Raw genomic sequence first — 17,356 nt, 5'->3', positions numbered from 1 at the left:
CAGTCGTAAGGCTGATTTTATTTACAAAGTAATTAGGTATAATCATTATAGTGAGAAAAGAAGGAAAGGATAAAGATGGAATCAGCTCTTTATAAACAGCGAAAGAATAAACTGGTTTGTGGTGTTTGCGCCGGAATTGCTGATAAGTTTGGCTGGGACTTGCCTTTGACGCGTGTCCTCGCAGCATTGCTAATGTACTTTTATGGCTTTGGCATTTTGCTTTACATCCTCTTAGCAATTTTTCTTCCTTACAAAGAAGATCTCGATCGTGACAACTATGGTACGGGGCCACGTCGAAGAAAGGATGCTGAAGTTGTCGACGATGATGACGACAATGACGGCTGGTTCTGGTAATCACTGACAAATAGAGTTTTTAATGTTGCAATCAAAAATGTCTAGATAAGTATAATAGGAACTTATCTTAGTCTTAAAAAATCAAGAAAAAGGTTTGGTGAAGTTTCCCAGCCTTTTTACTTATGACCATTTTGGTAGTACAAAGAATTAATTTTCAAAAGCTTGCGTGAGCGCTTACTTTTTAGGCTAATTGTGATATAATAATGAAAAAGAGGAAAAGGATTGAACAGAATTGTTAATTTAGTGAAAATGGACTTGCTATAAGAAAAGCCTATTTTTATCGTTTTCAATTTATTTTACATTTTTGTAAAAAGTTCATGGTATGAGACATGTCAGTTACTGTAAAAATGTTAGTCGACAAGGTAAAACTTGATGTTATCTACGGTGATGATGACTTATTATCAAAAGAGATTACCACGTCAGATATTTCACGTCCAGGGCTTGAAATGACTGGCTATTTTGATTATTATTCACCAGAGCGTTTGCAGCTTTTAGGGATGAAAGAATGGTCATATTTAACGAAAATGACCTCACACAACCGTCGTCATGTCCTAAGAGAAATGATTAAACCAGAAACACCAGCCATTATTGTGGCACGTAATTTGGCTATTCCAGAGGAAATGATTAGCGCTGCTAAGGAAAAAGGCATTGCGATTTTGCAAAGTCACGTTCCAACCAGTCGTTTGTCTGGTGAAATGTCATGGTATCTTGATTCTTGCTTAGCAGAACGTACAAGTGTCCATGGCGTTTTGATGGATATTTATGGCATGGGTGTCTTGATTCAAGGGGACTCTGGTATTGGTAAAAGTGAAACAGGTCTTGAGTTGGTTAAACGTGGTCACCGTTTGGTAGCTGATGACCGTGTGGATGTTTTTGCTAAAGATGAAGAAACCCTTTGGGGTGAACCAGCTGAGATTCTTCGTCATTTGCTAGAAATTCGCGGAGTTGGGATTATCGACGTTATGAGCCTATATGGTGCAAGTGCTGTTAAGGATTCATCACAAGTTCAATTGGCCATTTACCTTGAAAATTATGAGTCAGGAAAAGTCTTTGACCGTCTTGGAAATGGTAATGAAGAGCTTGAGTTGTCAGGAGTCAAAATTCCACGTCTACGTATCCCAGTTCAAACTGGCCGAAATATGTCAGTTGTCATTGAGGCAGCTGCCATGAATTATCGTGCCAAACAAATGGGATTTGATGCGACGAAGACTTTTGAAGAACGCTTGACCCAACTCATTACAAAGAATGAGGGGAACCAATGATTAATCCAATTGCGATTCAATTTGGTCCCTTTGCCATTCGCTGGTATGCGCTTTTCATTGTTTCTGGTATGCTTCTAGCAGTTTACTTAGCTATGAAAGAAGCACCACGACGTAAGATTATTCCAGATGATATTTTAGATTTTATTTTAATTGCTTTTCCATTAGCGATTATCGGGGCTCGTCTTTATTATGTGATATTTGATTTTAACTATTACGCTAGTCAGCCTTGGACTGAGATTTTTGCGATATGGCATGGTGGTCTAGCCATTTATGGTGGTTTGCTGACGGGAGCCATTGTCCTCTTTGTCTTTTCATATTATCGTGCCATTAATCCACTCGATTTCTTAGATATCGCTGCTCCTGGTGTGATGATTGCGCAAGCTATTGGGCGCTGGGGAAACTTTATCAATCAAGAAGCTTATGGTAAAGCTGTTAAGAGTCTTGACTACTTGCCTGATTTCATTAAAAATCAAATGTATATCGATGGTAGTTATCGCGTTCCGACCTTTTTATACGAGTCAATGTGGAATTTGCTCGGTTTTATCATTATCATGAGTGTGAGACACCGTCCATGTTTTCTAAAACAAGGAGAAATCGCATTCTTTTATTTGATTTGGTATGGTTGTGGACGCTTTGTGATTGAAGGCATGCGAACAGACAGTTTGATGTTCTTAGGTATGCGAGTGTCACAATGGTTATCAGCAGTATTAATTCTTCTTGGAATTGTCTTGGTCGCTTGGAGAAGAAATCAAAAAAACATTCCTTATTATCAGGAATAAGTGCTTAGGAGATAGGAGATAAGATGTTAGAAGTAACTTTGTTAATTTTTGCCATCGCTTTTGCAGTTATGGTTGGCGTTTTTATACCAATTGGTGTTAAACTATATAAAACAGTTGATGTTGTTAATGAGACTATTGAGGAGTCAAAAGAAACGATTAAAGTGTTGACTAGTGATGTGAATGTCTCGCTTCACCAAGCCAATGAAATCCTCGCTAAAGCCAATGTTTTAGTAGAAGATGTCAATGGTAAAGTGTCAACAATTGATCCTTTGTTTGTCGCAGTGGCAGACCTTTCAGAATCAGTTTCTGATTTGAATGCGCAAGCGCGTCGTCTCTCTCAAAAAGCCACTCAAGCGACATCAAATGTTGGTAAAGCTAGTGCAGCTTATGCTGTCGGTAAAGTTGCCTCAAAACTATTAAAAAAGGAGAAATAGTATGAGTAAATTATTGAGAAATGTGATTATTGGTGTTGCCTCAGGTGCAGCTGCAGCTTATTTCATATCTACTGAAAAAGGTAAAGAATTACAGAAAAAAGCAAGTAAAGCATATCAAGCTTACAAAGAAAATCCTTCTGAATACCGTCAAAAAGCTAAAGATAAAGCAACAGAATACACTGACTTAGCAGTAGACACTTTTAACGATTACAAAGAAAAATTTGAATCAGGCGAATTAACAACTGATGAATTTCTTGAAGTCGTTAAAGAAAAAGGTCAAGCAGCAGCTGACTATGCGACTGAAAAAGTATCAGAATTAACGTCAAAAGTATCTGATGTCGTTGACGATGTTACTGATAAAGCAGGTGATGTCAAAGAAGATGTGGAAGCTGAAGTTGATGATATTATCATTGACTACACAGCAAAAGAAGATGAAGCACCTTCTGAAGAACCAAAAGCAGAAGCTGAAAAATCAGAAGCAGATACTAAAGCATAATAAAAAGGCGGTCCAAAGGCCGCTTTTTTCGTATTAAAAAACTCCCAGCAATGGGAGTTTTGTTTATCAATGTCTTAATGACCAAATAATGCTTGAAACAGCTGACGTAATGGCTAGGCTGATAAGAGAGGCAAACAAGAAAGCCCAGATTGGAGCCAGGTTCAAGACAAGTAAAAAGAAAGATACCACAACAGTGGAAATAGCAAATAAAGCAATACGGGCAAAGAACATGAGTTCTTTGAGCTTAGCGCTTCTGTGATTAATTTCCTGAAATTCGTAAAATTTAGGGGTATCATCTACCTGAAGATGTTGTTCTTGTTCTTCAAGGTCTTTATGTTGCTTTAACGGTGTTGGCATAATTCCTCTCCTCTATTTCAACTGATATCATACCATAAATTAATATGTTTGTCACATTTTTTTAAAAAAAGCTCTTGACTCTTTGTCAAAAATATGTTTAAAATAGTTGTTCCTCTTTTTTGTTTCAAAATGAGGATTTCTTTTGAGTCTCTCCTCTCATAAAGTTTTGCTCATTCTGAAGCTAGATAAAAATACTTTAGAAAGCTATAACAAAAGGATTCTGAGGAAATCTGAGTGACGAATTGTTATAGGAGTGGTATAATTAAAACGTTATGGAAAAAATAATTATTACTGCGACAGCTGAATCTATCGAGCAGGTCAAAGAGCTCTTAGATGCAGGTGTTGACCGCATTTATGTGGGTGAAGAAAATTATGGTTTGCGTTTGCCGCACAATTTCACATATGATGAACTTCGTGAGATTGCTGATATGGTTCATGCCGCTGGTAAAGAATTAACGGTTGCATGTAATGCATTGTTACACCAAGACATGATCAATGCCGTTCGACCATACCTTGATTTCTTGAAAGAAATTAAAGCAGATTACGTGGTAGCTTGTGATGCTGGGCTTTTCCACATCAACACACACGAAGGTTACAACTTCAAGATGATTTACGATGCTTCAGTTTTCGTGACATCAAGCCGTCAAGTAAACTTCTGGGGTGACCACGGAGCAAGTGAAACAGTTCTTGCACGCGAAATCCCATCAGCAGAATTGTTCCAAATGTCAGAAAATCTTCGCTATCCAGCTGAAGTGCTTGTCTACGGAGCAACTGTTATCCATCATTCAAAACGTCCTTTGTTGCAAAATTACTATAATTTTACACACATTGATGATGAAAAAACTCGTGAACGTGGTCTTTTCCTTGCTGAACCAAGCAACAAAGACTCACACTATTCAATTTATGAAGACAAACACGGTACACACATCTTCGATACTGACGATCTTGATATGATGCCAAAAATAACAGAGTTGGTTGAACACAACTACACACACTGGAAATTAGATGGTATCTACTGCCCAGGTCATAATTTTGTTGAAATCGCAAAAATCTTTGTGAAAACAAAAGAATTGATGGAAGCTGGTGAATTTACACAAGACCAAGCTTTCTTATTGGATGAAGAAATTCGTAAATTACATCCAAAAGGTCGCACACTTGGAACTGGATTCTATGAATTTGACCCAGAGGAAGTGAAGTAAAACTACCCCAAAATGAACTCTTGTCATGATTGAGTTACTATTTCAGGGCATGACAAGTTAGCTAATTAACTGAAATTGTTGTAAAGATATTTATCTTTAAATTTTACTATCTTGGAAATAGGAATATAATAATGTCAGAAAAAACTTTAAAACGTCCAGAGGTTTTAGCACCTGCTGGTACTCTTGAGAAATTAAAAGTCGCTGTTGATTATGGAGCTGATGCAGTCTTTGTTGGTGGACAAGCTTACGGTCTTCGTAGCCGTGCTGGTAACTTCACGATGGAAGAATTGCAAGAAGGAATTAATTATGCCCATGCGAATGGTGCTAAGGTCCACGTTGCAGCAAATATGGTTACCCACGAAGGAAACGAAACTGGTGCAGGAGAGTGGTTCCGTGAACTTCGTGATCTGGGCTTGGATGCCGTTATCGTATCTGATCCAGCACTTATGGTAATTTGTTTAACAGAAGCACCGGGTTTAGAAGTCCACGTGTCAACACAAGCTTCGACAACCAACTATGAATCCTTTGCTTTCTGGGAAGAAATCGGTGTGTCTCGTGTTGTTTTGGCGCGTGAAGTCGGAATTGCTGAAATTGAAGAAATTCGTAAACACACCTCACTTGAAATTGAAGCTTTCGTTCACGGCGCAATGTGTATCAGTTATTCAGGGCGTTGTGTCCTTTCTAATCATATGAGTCATCGTGATGCTAACCGTGGCGGCTGTTCACAATCTTGTCGTTGGAAATATGACCTTTATGATATGCCGTTTGGTCAAGAACGTAAAAGTCTTGAAGGTGAAATTCCAGAGCCCTTTTCTATGTCATCAGTTGATATGTGTATGATTGAACACTTACCTGATTTGATTGAAAATGGTGTCGATAGCTTTAAGATTGAAGGTCGTATGAAATCAATTCACTACGTATCAACGGTCACAAACTGCTACCGTGCAGCCGTCGATGCTTACCTAGAAAGCCCAGCAAAATTCGAAGCTATCAAAGGTGAATTACTTGATGAGCTTTGGAAAGTTGCCCAACGTGAATTAGCAACTGGTTTCTACTATCAAACACCAACAGAAAACGAACAACTCTTTGGCGCTCGTCGTAAAATACCACAATATAAATTTGTCGGTGAAGTTGTTGCCTTTGATGAAGAAACAATGACAGCAACAATCCGTCAACGTAACGTTATTCTCGAAGGAGATGCTGTCGAATTCTATGGACCAGGATTCCGTCATTTTGAAACTTACATCAAAGATTTGCATGATGCTGATGGCAATAAAATTGATCGTGCTCCAAATCCAATGGAATTATTGAAAATCACTGTCCCTCAAGCCGTTCAAGCAGGAGATATGATTCGTGCTCGTAAAGAAGGACTTGTGAACCTTTATAAAAGCGACGGTTCTAGCAAAACTGTTAGAGCATAATCAGTAATAATTATTAAAAAATGAACGACTCTTAAACGTAATGGCGTAGGTAGGGTCGTTCATTTTTTGTCTAGTTCTTGAGATTTACGGACAGTTGGTGGTACCAATGTCAAACGATTGATATCGCTGATAGCGATGATTGTTGAGATATTCTTTTGGAAGTTTTTGAGGATTAATTTGTTATTTTTGGGGTCGTATTTGACCAAATCACCTGTAAAACTGCCGTCTTTGTAAATAGCATGGAGCGCTAATTGCTTTTCTTGCGCTTCTTTGATGGTTGTGATGATTTTGTGAGTTTTCAGATTAATATCTGTGGCTGGTTGAGCATGAAAGTCAATATAAGCCTGTGCTTGCCTTTTTAAACGTTTGATAAGATTTTTCATAGTCATTTACCTAAAAAATTGATAAAATGATTATACACCTTTTGAAGAAAAAAATAAATAATCAAAAGTTTAGAAAGTTTTTTTACGAATATATATATGAGGAGGAAAATTTATTATGTCAGAATTTAAATTTGAAATTGTCGAACACTTACTTACCCTATCTGAAAGCGATAAAGGTTGGACAAAAGAATTGAACCGTGTTAGTTTTAACGGAGCAGAGCCAAAATTTGATATTCGTTCATGGAGCCCAGACCACAGCAAAATGGGTAAAGGTGTGACACTCACAAATGATGAATTTAAAATCATCTTGGACGCTTTCCGCGGCTAAGTTAGAGATAAAAGAGGCTGAGACAAAATTTTCAGCTTCTTTATTTATATAGTTATTATTTACAAGGCGCAGTAGTTGAGTGGGTTCTAACGCACTGACAAATCAGCTTTTACAACTCTTTTGACATCAAGCTGTGCTTGACTTCATTTCTAACCTTAAAAGGTTCCCCAAACCTTTTGAGCCATGCATGGGTTGGAGTAAAACAGTTCAGTGAACTGTTTTAGGTTAGCAATAAGAAATTAAGACTTGCTGAGAAATCAAGTTTCTACGAAACCACTAATTTCTCTATCAGCGTTTCCTTTTTCAGATTACTGCTTAAAACGCAGGAAAGTACAATCTGCAACAGACCGACCAAAAAAATCATAATAAAAATTGGTACGATTGGAACATGATAGGTATTCATTCCAAATATTCCATTATGTTTTGCATAGAAAAAAAGTACATAGCCGAGCGGCAGACCAATGATCAAAGCTACGCATATGGTACCAGCCGTAAACATTATTCCCTGTAACTGCAGACATAAATTTAATTGTTTATTTGTCATACCCACAGCCTGTAATACAGCATATTCCTGCTTTTTTGTCGTAATATTCATGATTATGGTGTTTGCCATATTCATGAAACCGATGAATCCTACAACCGCCATAAACAGATAACAGCCAAGCTTCATCATGCGAGCTGTGAATTCTGCAGATTGTAACTGTGCATGATAGGTATCCATTTTTATATGTGAAGTATTAGAAATCAAAGTATTCAGACTCTGTTCCACAGATGCAACATCTTTTTTATCACAGTCCACCCACAGATAGCCAGAGGCTGTTCCCCTCGGATTCATGGAACGGTATACACCTTCCGGAATGACAAGATAAGTGTCCGCGCTTACAAAGGATCCTGCAATCTTTCCCTGATAGGTATAGGTTTCACTTCCATTCTCAAAGTCAAATGCAATGGATTCACCCGGAGCATATCCATCTTGTTCCATCCACATCGACCAGCCAAAGAAAATTTCACCATTCTTTACCGCCTGATCATAGTCCATAGAGCCAATATCCCCGTCCTGGCGCATAAAATCAAAATCCTTTTTACTCACAATATTAGCCGGAAATCTTGTTCCATTCAGATTTACAGAGACAATCTCTCTCGTCATGACATCTGTTACTCCCGGAATGCTTTTGATTTCTTCAATCATTGAATCATTCAATGGATTATCCGTCAGAATCGTATCCAGATTATTCTCCGGATATCTTTCATCGTACTCAGCAGAATAGTCAAGCTGCAGTTCAAATTGTCCATGATTAACGGAAAGACGTGCTTCATGCTCCGTATCAATATTTCCTACATAATTAGAGATAATCACAAACAATGCGCAGGAAAGCCCCAGTGTGAGGATGGTACCAATGGTTCTTTTTGGATTACCAGTTATATTTGCCATTGCCATAGAAAACACGGTGACATTTTTTCTGCCATTTCGTTTTCCTTTTTTGTGTGTTTCTGCATTTTCTAAATACCGTGTTGCTTCGATAGGTGAAATCCGTGAAACAATTTTCATTGGTTTACGCAGTGCCAAAGCAACGGTAAGAAATGATACGAAAATACAGAGAAGCATAACAGGCAGGGAAAACAGAGGCACCTGCTGATTTTGAACTCCCATAGAGCCAGTTCCGGTTGATACAAGGTTTCCCTGTTTTACCAGCCAGTTAAAACCGCATTTTGCAATCAGAAAACCAAGAAGCAATCCAACTGGTATTGAAGAAATTGTCAAAAACATACCCTCTCTGAAGATCAGTTGTTTCATCTGCTTTTTTGTCGCTCCCAGAGCCTTGATTTTTCCATACTCCTGTATCTTGTTGGCAATACCGACCTGAAAAATATTATAAATGACCACAACAGAGAAAAGTACAATTGCAAGAATCAAAACCCCGCATACCGCAATCGTTTCATAACTCGGCTGCAAGACCCATTGCAAATAGAGATCATTGACTATAACGTTTTTTTCTTCGATCCCACAAGTTGCTGCAATCTGCTTTATAACCGAATCAATATCATTCATAGATACATTTGCAGAATTATTTAAAGTAAAATAAATATTATACTGTCTGTCATTCTCTGCGACGTGCTCATCATAAAACTCCTGTGACCCGAAAGCAACATAAGATGCCTCGATGGTATACTCATCCCGATCATATAGGATTCCGCTGATAACAAATTCTTCCGACTTATATTCTGACTGCATCCCTGCGCGGTAATCCAGTGTAACCGTATCTCCGATCTTTACATCATCATACCCCATTGCACGAAAAAATGCTTTTCCTGCGGCAATTTCCTGCATTTTTTCCGGATACTTTCCTTCCTTCAACTCATATTCTTTATTATAAGGAAGCATTTTTCTTGCAGTCTCATCCATGCAGACAAACTCGCCTTTTTCATTGCCTTTTATTATACCTTCGGTGCACATAGTGCCTGTAGCATCTATTTCCGCGCGGCGGTTTACTTCTTTTAACTGCGATCCGTCTGCGGCGATAAACAGGCCGTAGTTGCTTCCGTATGAGCTTGCCGCCTGACTTTTCTGTAAACGAATTACCCCATTTCCCACAGTACTGATGATAACAAGCAGCATCGTGGTCAGACAGATTGCCATCATAATCAGTATACTTCTTGTCCTGTTCCTTTTGTCATTGCTATATGCAATCCTGCTTATTGTCTTCATCTGAAATCCACCACCTGTCCGTCCTCAATCACCAGAATACGGTCAGCGACCTGTGCAATTTCGTCATCATGGGTAATCATTACAATTGTCTGTCCATATTTTTTTGCTGTCATTTTAAGCAGGGCGATTACCTCATCACTGGTCTTAGAATCAAGATTTCCTGTCGGCTCATCTGCAAATATAATTTCCGGACGATTCACTAGTGCTCTTGCAATTGCTACTCTCTGCTGCTGTCCTCCGGATAACTGATTTGGCAGATTATAAATCCGGTTTTCAATCCCCAGAGTTGCAATAATATCATTTACATACGCTTCATCCACTTTTCTTCCATCCAGCCCCAGTGGCAGTACAATATTTTCCCAGACATTAACAGATGAAACCAGATTAAATGCCTGAAAAACAAATCCGATTTTTCTTCTGCGGAAAACAGCAAGGGCATCTTCCTTCATCCTGTATAAATCTTTCCCTGCTAAAGTAACACTGCCTTTTGTCGGAGTGTCTAGCCCTCCAAGCATATGAAGTAATGTACTTTTACCGGAACCTGACTTTCCAACAATTGCGACAAATTCTCCCTGCTCAATCTGAATGTCCACCTGATTGACCGCTTTGACCTGATTCTCATCTGCGCCATAAAACTTACAAAGCTGCTTGGTTTCTAATATCACACTCATGTGTTGCCTCCTTTTCAATTCTGTAAAGCGTACCTTTTCAGCACGCTTTCTTTGCCTGTTTATATGTTTGGTTATTTTTCAACCTACATCCAAATTGTATCAGGACAATCTTTCATTTCACTTTCAAAAAACGAGCAGAAATCTTACAAAATTGTAAGATTTCTGCTCACTTAAAATTTAACCAACATATGGTAATTGAATCACAAACGTGCTTCCTTTTTTCTTTTTGCCGGAGGTTACCGTAATCGTACCTGCGTGTTTTTCGATAATTTCTCTCGATAGAAAAAGTCCGATTCCTGTACCACTCTTTTCCATGACCTCCTTGGAACTTCCTCTGTAAAATCGTTGAAAAATTTTGTGATACTCATTCTGCGGAATACCAATTCCCTGATCCTCAATTTCCATTCTTACAAGATAGTTTCTTTTTTGTAATCGGATAAATATTTTTGAAGCACACGGACTGTACTTGACCGCATTATCCAGAACGTTGATCACAGCTTCACCAAGCCACCTTTTATCCTGCATAATCGTGCATGTTTCCAGTTCTTTTTCATAGTCAAAAACGAATTCAATTTCTTTCTCATCCGCTTTAGGATAAGTGCGGTTCACAGCAGATATGACAGTATCCATAAGCGGAAGTTTTTTCTTATTAGTCTGAATCAGTCCAGTTTCCATCTTGGATATTTCAAGAAGCGACTGCAATAATGTCTCCAGTCCATCAAGAGCACTCCGACAACGGGTACGAAACTCCTCCTGTTCTGTGGCACTTAAGTCATTCTGCATCAGCACACTAAAACATGTATCCAAAGCTGCAACCGGTGTCTTTAACTGGTGAGAAATATCAGAAACCATTTCTTTCGTGTTCTCCTTTTCTGCCCTTGCTTCTTCCTTTATCAACTGAATATGATGTCCGATTGCTTCAAGCTGGTCATTCAATTTTTCCAGTTCTGCATGATTTTCCGTTTTCAGTAAATCATCAAATTTATTTTCACGGAATCTGATCAGAATTTCTTCCAACTGGTCTAAAATTTTCTGATGACACGCATCTTCATTTTCCTTCCAATAAAGTAAAAAAGTCAAAAGAAGCACGCATATCACAGTGGTTACAGCACCGGTCACCATAACTTGATGCCGGAATTGCGAATAAAATGCATTCCCTTTATTTCCCCAGTATCCATATTGCTCCAATACTCGCCTTCCCTGTTCGTTAGTTTCAATATCCTTATCTTTAAGCAATTCCGAAACAGCATCCAGCCCGGAAAATTCTTCCTTTGCAGTAATCTCTGTCATAAGATTCATTTTATATTTATAATCTTCATAAAACACATACGTGGTAAAGCAATTTAATATTGCAAACAATAATATGACAGGTAATACCAAGGAGAGCACTACTGTAATCTTCTTACGATATCTCTTTGTCACTGCCTTACCTCCTGATTCCATATATACCCAAGACCTCTGATATTCTTTATATAGACCGGTGCAGCCGGATTGTCTTCGATTTTCTCACGGAGTCTTTTGACATTGACAGCGATTGTATTTTCATCCACAAAATCCCCTTCCAGATCAAACACATTTTTCAATATTTGTGTTTTTGAAAGAATCTGTTTCGGATTCTGAAGAAAAAAAGTCAGCATTTTCAACTCCGTTTTTGTCAGACTGATTTCATGACTCTTTATCAGGACTTTCATTTCTCCTGCGATAAATACGATATCTCCCGAAATCATCTTTCCGGCTTCCGTTTTCTCCTGTCTGCGGCGGAAATGTGCTTCTATTTTCAAAAGAAGTACCGAAAGACTAAACGGCTTTGTAATATAATCATCTGCCCCTGCTTCATATCCCATAACCTGATCCATCTCCTGATCTAGTGCTGTAAGACAAATAATGTATGTATTATAAGTGCATCTCATCCACCTTACAAATTCCAGTCCATTCCCATCCGGAAGATTCACATCACAAATGGTAACATCCACATTATTATCACTTGCAATTCTTTTCGCTTTTTTCACTGATTCTGCTGAAAAAACCTCATATCCGGATTTTTTCAGTGAAAATGTAATTCCACGATTTAAATTTTCATCATCTTCAACCACGAGTATACTTGGCATAGCATATGCACCTCTCTTTATTAACTATTTTTCCTCTTCGTTCCAGATTTGTTCTACCTCAATATCCTCGGTAGTGACTTTCCCTGTAATATCCCTATAGGCTTCTTTTATTCCGTTTTTAACCGCCCACTTAATTATAAAATATAATGCAAGTAAGACGATTAGTGCTGTGCCAAAACTAATTCCTAATTCTTCAAACATTTCATTACCTCTGTCAATTCCGATTTGTATTTCTGTTTGTTTTAAAAATGGGCAGCTCCGATTGGAATTGCCCACTTATTGCACTAATTATGCGATTTTTTCTTGCTTGCACCGATTTCTGCATCAATTGATGCAGAAATCACTGTTTTTTTAGTTTTTTATCAAATGAAGTACGTCCCGTCTATTCGGTAAAACGGTACATCTTTACATCATCTTAATAGAGCTTTGCACCTGCTGGAATGTGATCATCAACCATCAGAATATGGAGCTTTTCTTCGCCTTCTTCTTCGTGAATAGTACTGAGGAGCATACCGCAAGAGTCAATGCCCATCATCGCTCTCGGTGGAAGAGTTGTGATAGCGATAAGAGTCTTTCCAACCAGTTTTTCCGGTTCATAATAAGCGTGAATACCGCTTATTATGGTTCTGTCTGTGCCTGTTCCATCATCAAGAGTGAACTGTAACAGTTTCTTTGACTTCGGTACTGCAACACACTCTTTAACTTTTACTGCACGGAAATCTAACTTGCTGAATGTATCAAAGTCTACCGATTCCTCAAACAAAGGCTCAATCTTGACCTTAGAAAAATCAATCTTTTCAGACTCGGTTTTCACATTTTTTCAGGTGTTTCAGAAGCTGTATTATTTACATCATTTTTCTTATTTACACCATCTGAGGACTTCATTGTTGGGAACAATAAGACGTCGCGGATTGTTGTAGTGTCTGTGAGGAGCATGACTAGGCGGTCGATACCGATACCAAGTCCCCCTGTTGGTGGCATACCGTATTCAAGGGCCTCGACGTAGTCGTAATCAATTCCAGTTGCTTCGTCGTCACCAAGTTCTTTAGCTTTAGCTTGGGCTTCAAAACGTGACAATTGATCAATTGGATCGTTAAGTTCTGAATAAGCATTACCATATTCTTTAGTCATGATAAAGAGTTCGAAGCGGTCAGTGAAGCGAGGATCTTCTGCGTTTTTCTTAGCAAGAGGAGAAACTTCAACTGGGTGTCCATAAACGAATGTTGGTTGAATCAGTGTTTCTTCTACAAATTCTTCAAAGAAAGCGTTAATGATGTGACCAACTGAAGTGAAGTGTTTTTCAACTGGTACATTTTTCTCTTTGGCAATAGCTTGCGCTTCTTCGAGAGTCATTTCTTTCCAGAAATCAACACCAGTGACTTCTTTAATGGCATCAACCATGTGAACACGTTTAAATGGTTGGTCAATGGCAATTTCAGTTCCTTGGTATGAAATAGGACCGTCACCATTAACAGCTTTTGAAGCGTGTTGAATGATACCTTCAGTGATGTCCATGATGTCTTTGAAGTCAGCATAGGCTTCATAAAGTTCAATCATAGTGAACTCAGGATTGTGAGTAACATCCATACCTTCGTTACGGAAAACGCGTCCGATTTCGTACACTTTTTCCATACCACCAACGATAAGACGTTTTAAGTGAAGTTCTAAAGCGATACGAAGAACCATGTCCATATCTTGTGCATTGTGGTGAGTGATAAATGGGCGAGCAGCAGCACCACCAGCTTCGTTGTGAAGGACTGGAGTTTCAACTTCTAAGAAACCAAGTCCGTCAAGGTAACGACGGATTTCTGAGATGATTTTTGAACGAGTCACAAAGCGTTCAAAACTTTCACGGTTTGAAATCAAATCAAGGTAACGTTTACGGTAAATTGTTTCAACGTCTGTAAGTCCGTGGAATTTTTCTGGAAGTGGACGAAGTGCTTTAGACAAGTGAGTGATGTGAGTTGCTTTGATTGTCAATTCACCCATGTCTGTACGCATGATTTCACCTTCGATACCGAGGAAGTCACCGAGGTCTACTTTTTTAAAAATTTGATAGTTTTCGTCACCAACAGCATCTTTACGGACGTAGATTTGGATTTGACCGTCGCGGTCTTGGATATGTGCAAAACCAACTTTACCTTTACCACGTTTAGTCATAAGACGACCAGCGATAGTAGCTGTTTCGTTAATTTCATGTAATTCTTCTTTGGTTTTGTCAGAGTATTTTTCTTTTAATTGACCAGAAGTAGCTGTGCGTTCAAATCGAGTTCCGAAAGGATCGATGCCTTGTTCAGCCAAAGCGGCCATTTTTTCACGACGCACGATTTGTTGGTCGTTTAATTCTTCGATGTGTTCGTTTGACATGTTTTCCTCCAATATATATTCTTTCCTATTGTAACATAAATGGCGCTAGAATTCACTTTATTTTTGCTTGTGTGAGGAGGCTTTGAGGAAGAAAGTGTTTCCAGTTACAGAAATGACTTTAATTGAAAAGAAAGCCAAAAAATAGTATAATATGTGACGGTAAAAATAACTTAGAGAGAAAAGAGATTCATGATTACTTCAATTGTTTTTGATGTTGACGATACGATTTATGACCAACAAGCGCCTTATCGCATTGCCGTTGAGAAATGTTTCCCTGATTTTGATATGAGTAAAATCAATCAAGCTTACATTCGTTTCCGTCGTTATTCAGATGTTGGCTTCCCACGTGTTATGGCTGGTGAATGGACAACTGAATATTTCCGCTTCTGGCGTTGTAAAGAAACTTTGCTTGAATTTGGTTACCGCGAAATTGATGAAGCGACTGGTGTGCACTTCCAAGAAATCTACGAAGAAGAATTGGAAAACATCACAATGCTTGATGAAATGCGCATGACGCTTGATTTTCTTAAAGAAAAAGGTGTTCCAATGGGAATCATCACCAATGGTCCAACTGAACACCAATTGAAAAAAGTTAAAAAACTTGGTCTTTACGACTACGTTGACCCTAAACGTGTCCTTGTCAGCCAAGCAACTGGTTTTCAAAAACCTGAAAAAGAAATCTTCAATCTTGCTGCAGAGCAATTTGACATGAACCCTGCAACAACACTTTACGTCGGTGATTCTTACGATAACGACGTTGTCGGTGCCTTCAATGGTGGCTGGCACTCAATGTGGTTTAACCACCGCGGTCGTAGCTTAAAACCAGGTATCAAACCAGTTTATGATGTGGCTATCGATAACTTTGAACAATTATTTGGAGCTGTAAAAGTCCTCTTTGACCTTCCAGATAACAAGTTCATCTTTGACGTCAATGACAAGAAAAACCCAATCCTTGAAGTAGGAATTAACAATGGATTGATGATGGCAGCAGAACGTTTGCTTGAAAGTAACATGAGTATTGATAGAGTTGTTATCCTACTTCGTTTGGATAAACAACAAGAAAAAATTCTTCGTATGAAATACGTAAGACACAGTAAATAAAGAAAAGCTCTCCATAAGGAGAGATTTTTTGTACTTAAATTATTTTGGCTCTTTGTCAACTGTAGTGGGTGGCAAAGTTAAGCTCTAGCGAGAACAATTGTTGTTCTCGCTTTTTTGCTGTTCAAAGCGAGGTAAATGCGTTTTTTAAAGTTGTTACAGTTTCTGTAACCAAAAGCGTTTCGTTTAATATCTCTGATGAGCTTGTTGTTTGCCTCAAGTTTGGCATTAGAAGTGGCATTAGTGATGTATTTCTGATACCGAATGAAAGTTGTTAATGCTATTTTAAAAGGATGATTAAGTTGAGGCAAAGCTTCCTGAATTAATCCAAAAAATTGTTCGATATTTTTTCTTGTGAGTGGAAAAGAAGTAATTGATAAAGGTTGTAGTATTTTTCAAGTTGCGGAACGTGTTTAAAAATCTTGTCTAAACACTCTTTAGGCGTTAACGTTTCTCTGAAAGTCCTTGAATAAAAGGCATTAGGCGATAGTTTTCGACGATCCTTTTGAATGAGTTTCCAGTAATATTTTAGAACACGATATTCAAGAGATTTCTTCTCAAATTGTTTCATTATTTGAATACGTGTCTGTTTTAGTGCTCGGTTCATGTGTTGGACAATGTGAAAACGGTCAAGAACAATTTTAGTATTTGGGAGTGAAACAGTCTAGGAATAGACTGTTTCAGCCTGAGCCTAGAAACTGGAGAGCGAAGCAACATGATTAAAGGAATGTAATTACCAGACATGTCCATAGTAACGATTTTTACTCCTTCTCGAGCTTCTTTAGAGTATTTGAAAAAGTGATTGCGAATGGTTGTTTGTCGTCTGTTATCAAGGATCGTAATGATTTTCTTCGTGTTATGGTCTTGAGCAATAAAAGCTAGTTTTTCTTTTTTGATAAGAGAATTCATCCCAAGACAGTACTTCAGGTAAGGTTGAAAAGTTATCCTTGAACTGAAATTGTTTAAGCTTACGATACACAGTTGAGGTAGAGAGGGCAAGTTTTTCAGTGATGTGCGTTAAAGCTTCTCGATTAAGTAAGAGTTGAGTTGTTTTCCGCTTCACTAGTTCAGAGATTTGACAGTTTTTCTGAACAAGGGAGGTCTCAGAAATCGTCACTTTATGGTAGTCTTTGCATTGAAATCCTCTCTTCTTCAAACGAATAAGACTAGGGATTCCACCAATTTCAATAAAAGGAATCTTAGAAGGCTTTTGAAAGTCGTATTTGATTTGTTTTCCTTGACAATGGCAACACTTAGGAGGAGTGTAATCAAACGTAGCTTGCACCTCAATATATGTCTCATGTTGAAAAACTTTAGTTAAAGTGATATTTTGTCTTTAATTCCGATTAATTCTGTAGGATGATGGAGTTGCCTCATATGATTCTTTCTATT

The 17,356-nt window shown here is 38.3% G+C and carries 17 protein-coding genes and 2 pseudogenes; 9 read left to right on the top strand and 10 right to left on the bottom strand.

Annotation, left to right across the window (positions count from 1 at the left end; translation table 11 throughout):
- The first annotated feature begins 75 nt into the window (after window positions 1–75).
- The 5 genes from DQN23_RS06370 to DQN23_RS06350 all read left to right on the top strand — a co-directional run bounded on the left by DQN23_RS06370 (window position 76) and on the right by DQN23_RS06350 (window position 3,325).
- Complete coding sequence (locus tag DQN23_RS06370; RefSeq protein WP_020917208.1) at window positions 76–354, top strand: PspC domain-containing protein; 279 nt, start codon at window positions 76–78, stop codon at window positions 352–354.
- Between the two features lie 329 nt (window positions 355–683).
- Complete coding sequence (gene hprK / locus DQN23_RS06365) at window positions 684–1,616, top strand: HPr(Ser) kinase/phosphatase (RefSeq protein ID WP_020917207.1); 933 nt, start codon at window positions 684–686, stop codon at window positions 1,614–1,616.
- A complete protein-coding gene (lgt, locus tag DQN23_RS06360; RefSeq protein ID WP_020917206.1) occupies window positions 1,613–2,395 on the top strand; it encodes a prolipoprotein diacylglyceryl transferase in 783 nt (260 codons plus the stop codon). Before hprK ends, lgt begins: the two co-directional genes overlap by 4 nt.
- A gap of 23 nt (window positions 2,396–2,418) precedes the next feature.
- On the top strand, window positions 2,419–2,829 hold the full coding sequence (locus DQN23_RS06355) for a DUF948 domain-containing protein (RefSeq protein ID WP_061408306.1): 411 nt from the start codon (window positions 2,419–2,421) through the stop codon (window positions 2,827–2,829).
- A gap of 1 nt (window position 2,830) precedes the next feature.
- A complete protein-coding gene (locus DQN23_RS06350) occupies window positions 2,831–3,325 on the top strand; it encodes a YtxH domain-containing protein (protein ID WP_111712936.1) in 495 nt (164 codons plus the stop codon).
- Window positions 3,326–3,391: 66 nt separating this feature from the next.
- Here the strand turns inward: DQN23_RS06350 and DQN23_RS06345 are convergent, their stop codons facing one another.
- Window positions 3,392–3,682 carry a DUF3270 domain-containing protein gene (locus DQN23_RS06345; protein WP_014335084.1) on the bottom strand — a complete coding sequence of 97 codons (291 nt, stop codon included), beginning with the start codon at window positions 3,680–3,682 and terminating at the stop codon, window positions 3,392–3,394.
- 272 nt (window positions 3,683–3,954) lie between these two features.
- Between DQN23_RS06345 and DQN23_RS06340 the strand changes: the two genes are divergently transcribed.
- Together DQN23_RS06340 and DQN23_RS06335 are read left to right on the top strand one after the other, a co-directional pair.
- Window positions 3,955–4,881 (top strand): peptidase U32 family protein, encoded by a 927-nt coding sequence (locus DQN23_RS06340; protein ID WP_020917204.1) that lies wholly within the window; start codon window positions 3,955–3,957, stop codon window positions 4,879–4,881.
- 131 nt (window positions 4,882–5,012) lie between these two features.
- Window positions 5,013–6,302, top strand: a complete 1,290-nt coding sequence (locus DQN23_RS06335; protein ID WP_020917203.1) for a peptidase U32 family protein — start codon at window positions 5,013–5,015, stop codon at window positions 6,300–6,302.
- Window positions 6,303–6,361: 59 nt separating this feature from the next.
- Here the strand turns inward: DQN23_RS06335 and DQN23_RS06330 are convergent, their stop codons facing one another.
- The gene (locus DQN23_RS06330) at window positions 6,362–6,685 is read right to left on the bottom strand and encodes a hypothetical protein (protein WP_020917202.1); all 324 of its coding nucleotides are present in this window, start codon (window positions 6,683–6,685) and stop codon (window positions 6,362–6,364) included.
- A 115-nt stretch (window positions 6,686–6,800) separates the two neighbouring features.
- Here DQN23_RS06330 and DQN23_RS06325 point away from each other — a divergent pair, with 115 nt between their 5' ends.
- Window positions 6,801–7,013, top strand: a complete 213-nt coding sequence (locus DQN23_RS06325) for a YdbC family protein (protein ID WP_003065722.1) — start codon at window positions 6,801–6,803, stop codon at window positions 7,011–7,013.
- Between the two features lie 265 nt (window positions 7,014–7,278).
- Here DQN23_RS06325 and DQN23_RS06320 read toward each other — a convergent pair whose 3' ends face one another.
- The 7 genes and pseudogenes from DQN23_RS06320 to lysS all read right to left on the bottom strand — a co-directional run.
- Window positions 7,279–9,654, bottom strand: a complete 2,376-nt coding sequence (locus tag DQN23_RS06320) for an ABC transporter permease (protein ID WP_197712752.1) — start codon at window positions 9,652–9,654, stop codon at window positions 7,279–7,281.
- Between the two features lie 62 nt (window positions 9,655–9,716).
- Window positions 9,717–10,391 carry an ABC transporter ATP-binding protein gene (locus DQN23_RS06315; protein WP_043895089.1) on the bottom strand — a complete coding sequence of 225 codons (675 nt, stop codon included), beginning with the start codon at window positions 10,389–10,391 and terminating at the stop codon, window positions 9,717–9,719.
- Between the two features lie 177 nt (window positions 10,392–10,568).
- Window positions 10,569–11,813, bottom strand: coding sequence for a sensor histidine kinase (locus DQN23_RS06310; RefSeq protein ID WP_197712751.1), 1,245 nt, complete (start codon window positions 11,811–11,813; stop codon window positions 10,569–10,571).
- Window positions 11,810–12,499 carry a response regulator transcription factor gene (locus DQN23_RS06305; protein WP_111712933.1) on the bottom strand — a complete coding sequence of 230 codons (690 nt, stop codon included), beginning with the start codon at window positions 12,497–12,499 and terminating at the stop codon, window positions 11,810–11,812. Before DQN23_RS06305 ends, DQN23_RS06310 begins: the two co-directional genes overlap by 4 nt.
- A gap of 24 nt (window positions 12,500–12,523) precedes the next feature.
- Window positions 12,524–12,700 (bottom strand): DUF6019 family protein, encoded by a 177-nt coding sequence (locus DQN23_RS09075; protein ID WP_167394765.1) that lies wholly within the window; start codon window positions 12,698–12,700, stop codon window positions 12,524–12,526.
- Window positions 12,701–12,914: 214 nt separating this feature from the next.
- Complete coding sequence (locus DQN23_RS09305; RefSeq protein WP_233422862.1) at window positions 12,915–13,313, bottom strand: methionine--tRNA ligase subunit beta; 399 nt, start codon at window positions 13,311–13,313, stop codon at window positions 12,915–12,917.
- Between the two features lie 65 nt (window positions 13,314–13,378).
- Window positions 13,379–14,866: pseudogene (gene lysS / locus DQN23_RS06295) on the bottom strand (lysine--tRNA ligase); the annotation flags it as partial.
- 189 nt (window positions 14,867–15,055) lie between these two features.
- Here lysS and DQN23_RS06290 point away from each other — a divergent pair.
- Window positions 15,056–15,967: an HAD family hydrolase gene (locus DQN23_RS06290; protein WP_111712932.1), complete on the top strand. Its 912-nt coding sequence runs from the start codon at window positions 15,056–15,058 to the stop codon at window positions 15,965–15,967.
- Window positions 15,968–16,044: 77 nt separating this feature from the next.
- Here DQN23_RS06290 and DQN23_RS06285 read toward each other — a convergent pair.
- Window positions 16,045–17,341, bottom strand: a pseudogene (locus DQN23_RS06285) (transposase).
- Window positions 17,342–17,356: the final 15 nt, after the last annotated feature.

Origin of the sequence: Streptococcus lutetiensis (genome assembly GCF_900475675.1) — a bacterium.
GTDB classification, from domain to species: Bacteria; Bacillota; Bacilli; order Lactobacillales; family Streptococcaceae; genus Streptococcus; species Streptococcus lutetiensis.
The sequence above is the reverse complement of the archived record's forward strand: the minus strand, read 5'-3'. Positions and strand labels throughout refer to the sequence as shown.

Excerpts from the sequence above, each read along its gene's own strand:
- DQN23_RS06350 (WP_111712936.1), top strand. The coding sequence starts at position 2,831 with ATGAGTAAATTATTGAGAAATGTGATTATTGGTGTTGCCTCAGGTGCA.
- DQN23_RS09075 (WP_167394765.1), bottom strand. The coding sequence starts at position 12,700 with ATGTTTGAAGAATTAGGAATTAGTTTTGGCACAGCACTAATCGTCTTA.
- DQN23_RS06305 (WP_111712933.1), bottom strand. The coding sequence starts at position 12,499 with ATGCCAAGTATACTCGTGGTTGAAGATGATGAAAATTTAAATCGTGGA.
- DQN23_RS06355 (WP_061408306.1), top strand. The coding sequence starts at position 2,419 with ATGTTAGAAGTAACTTTGTTAATTTTTGCCATCGCTTTTGCAGTTATG.
- DQN23_RS06335 (WP_020917203.1), top strand. The coding sequence starts at position 5,013 with ATGTCAGAAAAAACTTTAAAACGTCCAGAGGTTTTAGCACCTGCTGGT.
- hprK (WP_020917207.1), top strand. The coding sequence starts at position 684 with ATGTCAGTTACTGTAAAAATGTTAGTCGACAAGGTAAAACTTGATGTT.
- lgt (WP_020917206.1), top strand. The coding sequence starts at position 1,613 with ATGATTAATCCAATTGCGATTCAATTTGGTCCCTTTGCCATTCGCTGG.
- DQN23_RS06345 (WP_014335084.1), bottom strand. The coding sequence starts at position 3,682 with ATGCCAACACCGTTAAAGCAACATAAAGACCTTGAAGAACAAGAACAA.
- DQN23_RS06340 (WP_020917204.1), top strand. The coding sequence starts at position 3,955 with ATGGAAAAAATAATTATTACTGCGACAGCTGAATCTATCGAGCAGGTC.
- DQN23_RS06320 (WP_197712752.1), bottom strand. The coding sequence starts at position 9,654 with ATGATGGCAATCTGTCTGACCACGATGCTGCTTGTTATCATCAGTACT.
- DQN23_RS06315 (WP_043895089.1), bottom strand. The coding sequence starts at position 10,391 with ATGAGTGTGATATTAGAAACCAAGCAGCTTTGTAAGTTTTATGGCGCA.
- DQN23_RS06330 (WP_020917202.1), bottom strand. The coding sequence starts at position 6,685 with ATGAAAAATCTTATCAAACGTTTAAAAAGGCAAGCACAGGCTTATATT.
- DQN23_RS06325 (WP_003065722.1), top strand. The coding sequence starts at position 6,801 with ATGTCAGAATTTAAATTTGAAATTGTCGAACACTTACTTACCCTATCT.
- DQN23_RS06290 (WP_111712932.1), top strand. The coding sequence starts at position 15,056 with ATGATTACTTCAATTGTTTTTGATGTTGACGATACGATTTATGACCAA.
- DQN23_RS06370 (WP_020917208.1), top strand. The coding sequence starts at position 76 with ATGGAATCAGCTCTTTATAAACAGCGAAAGAATAAACTGGTTTGTGGT.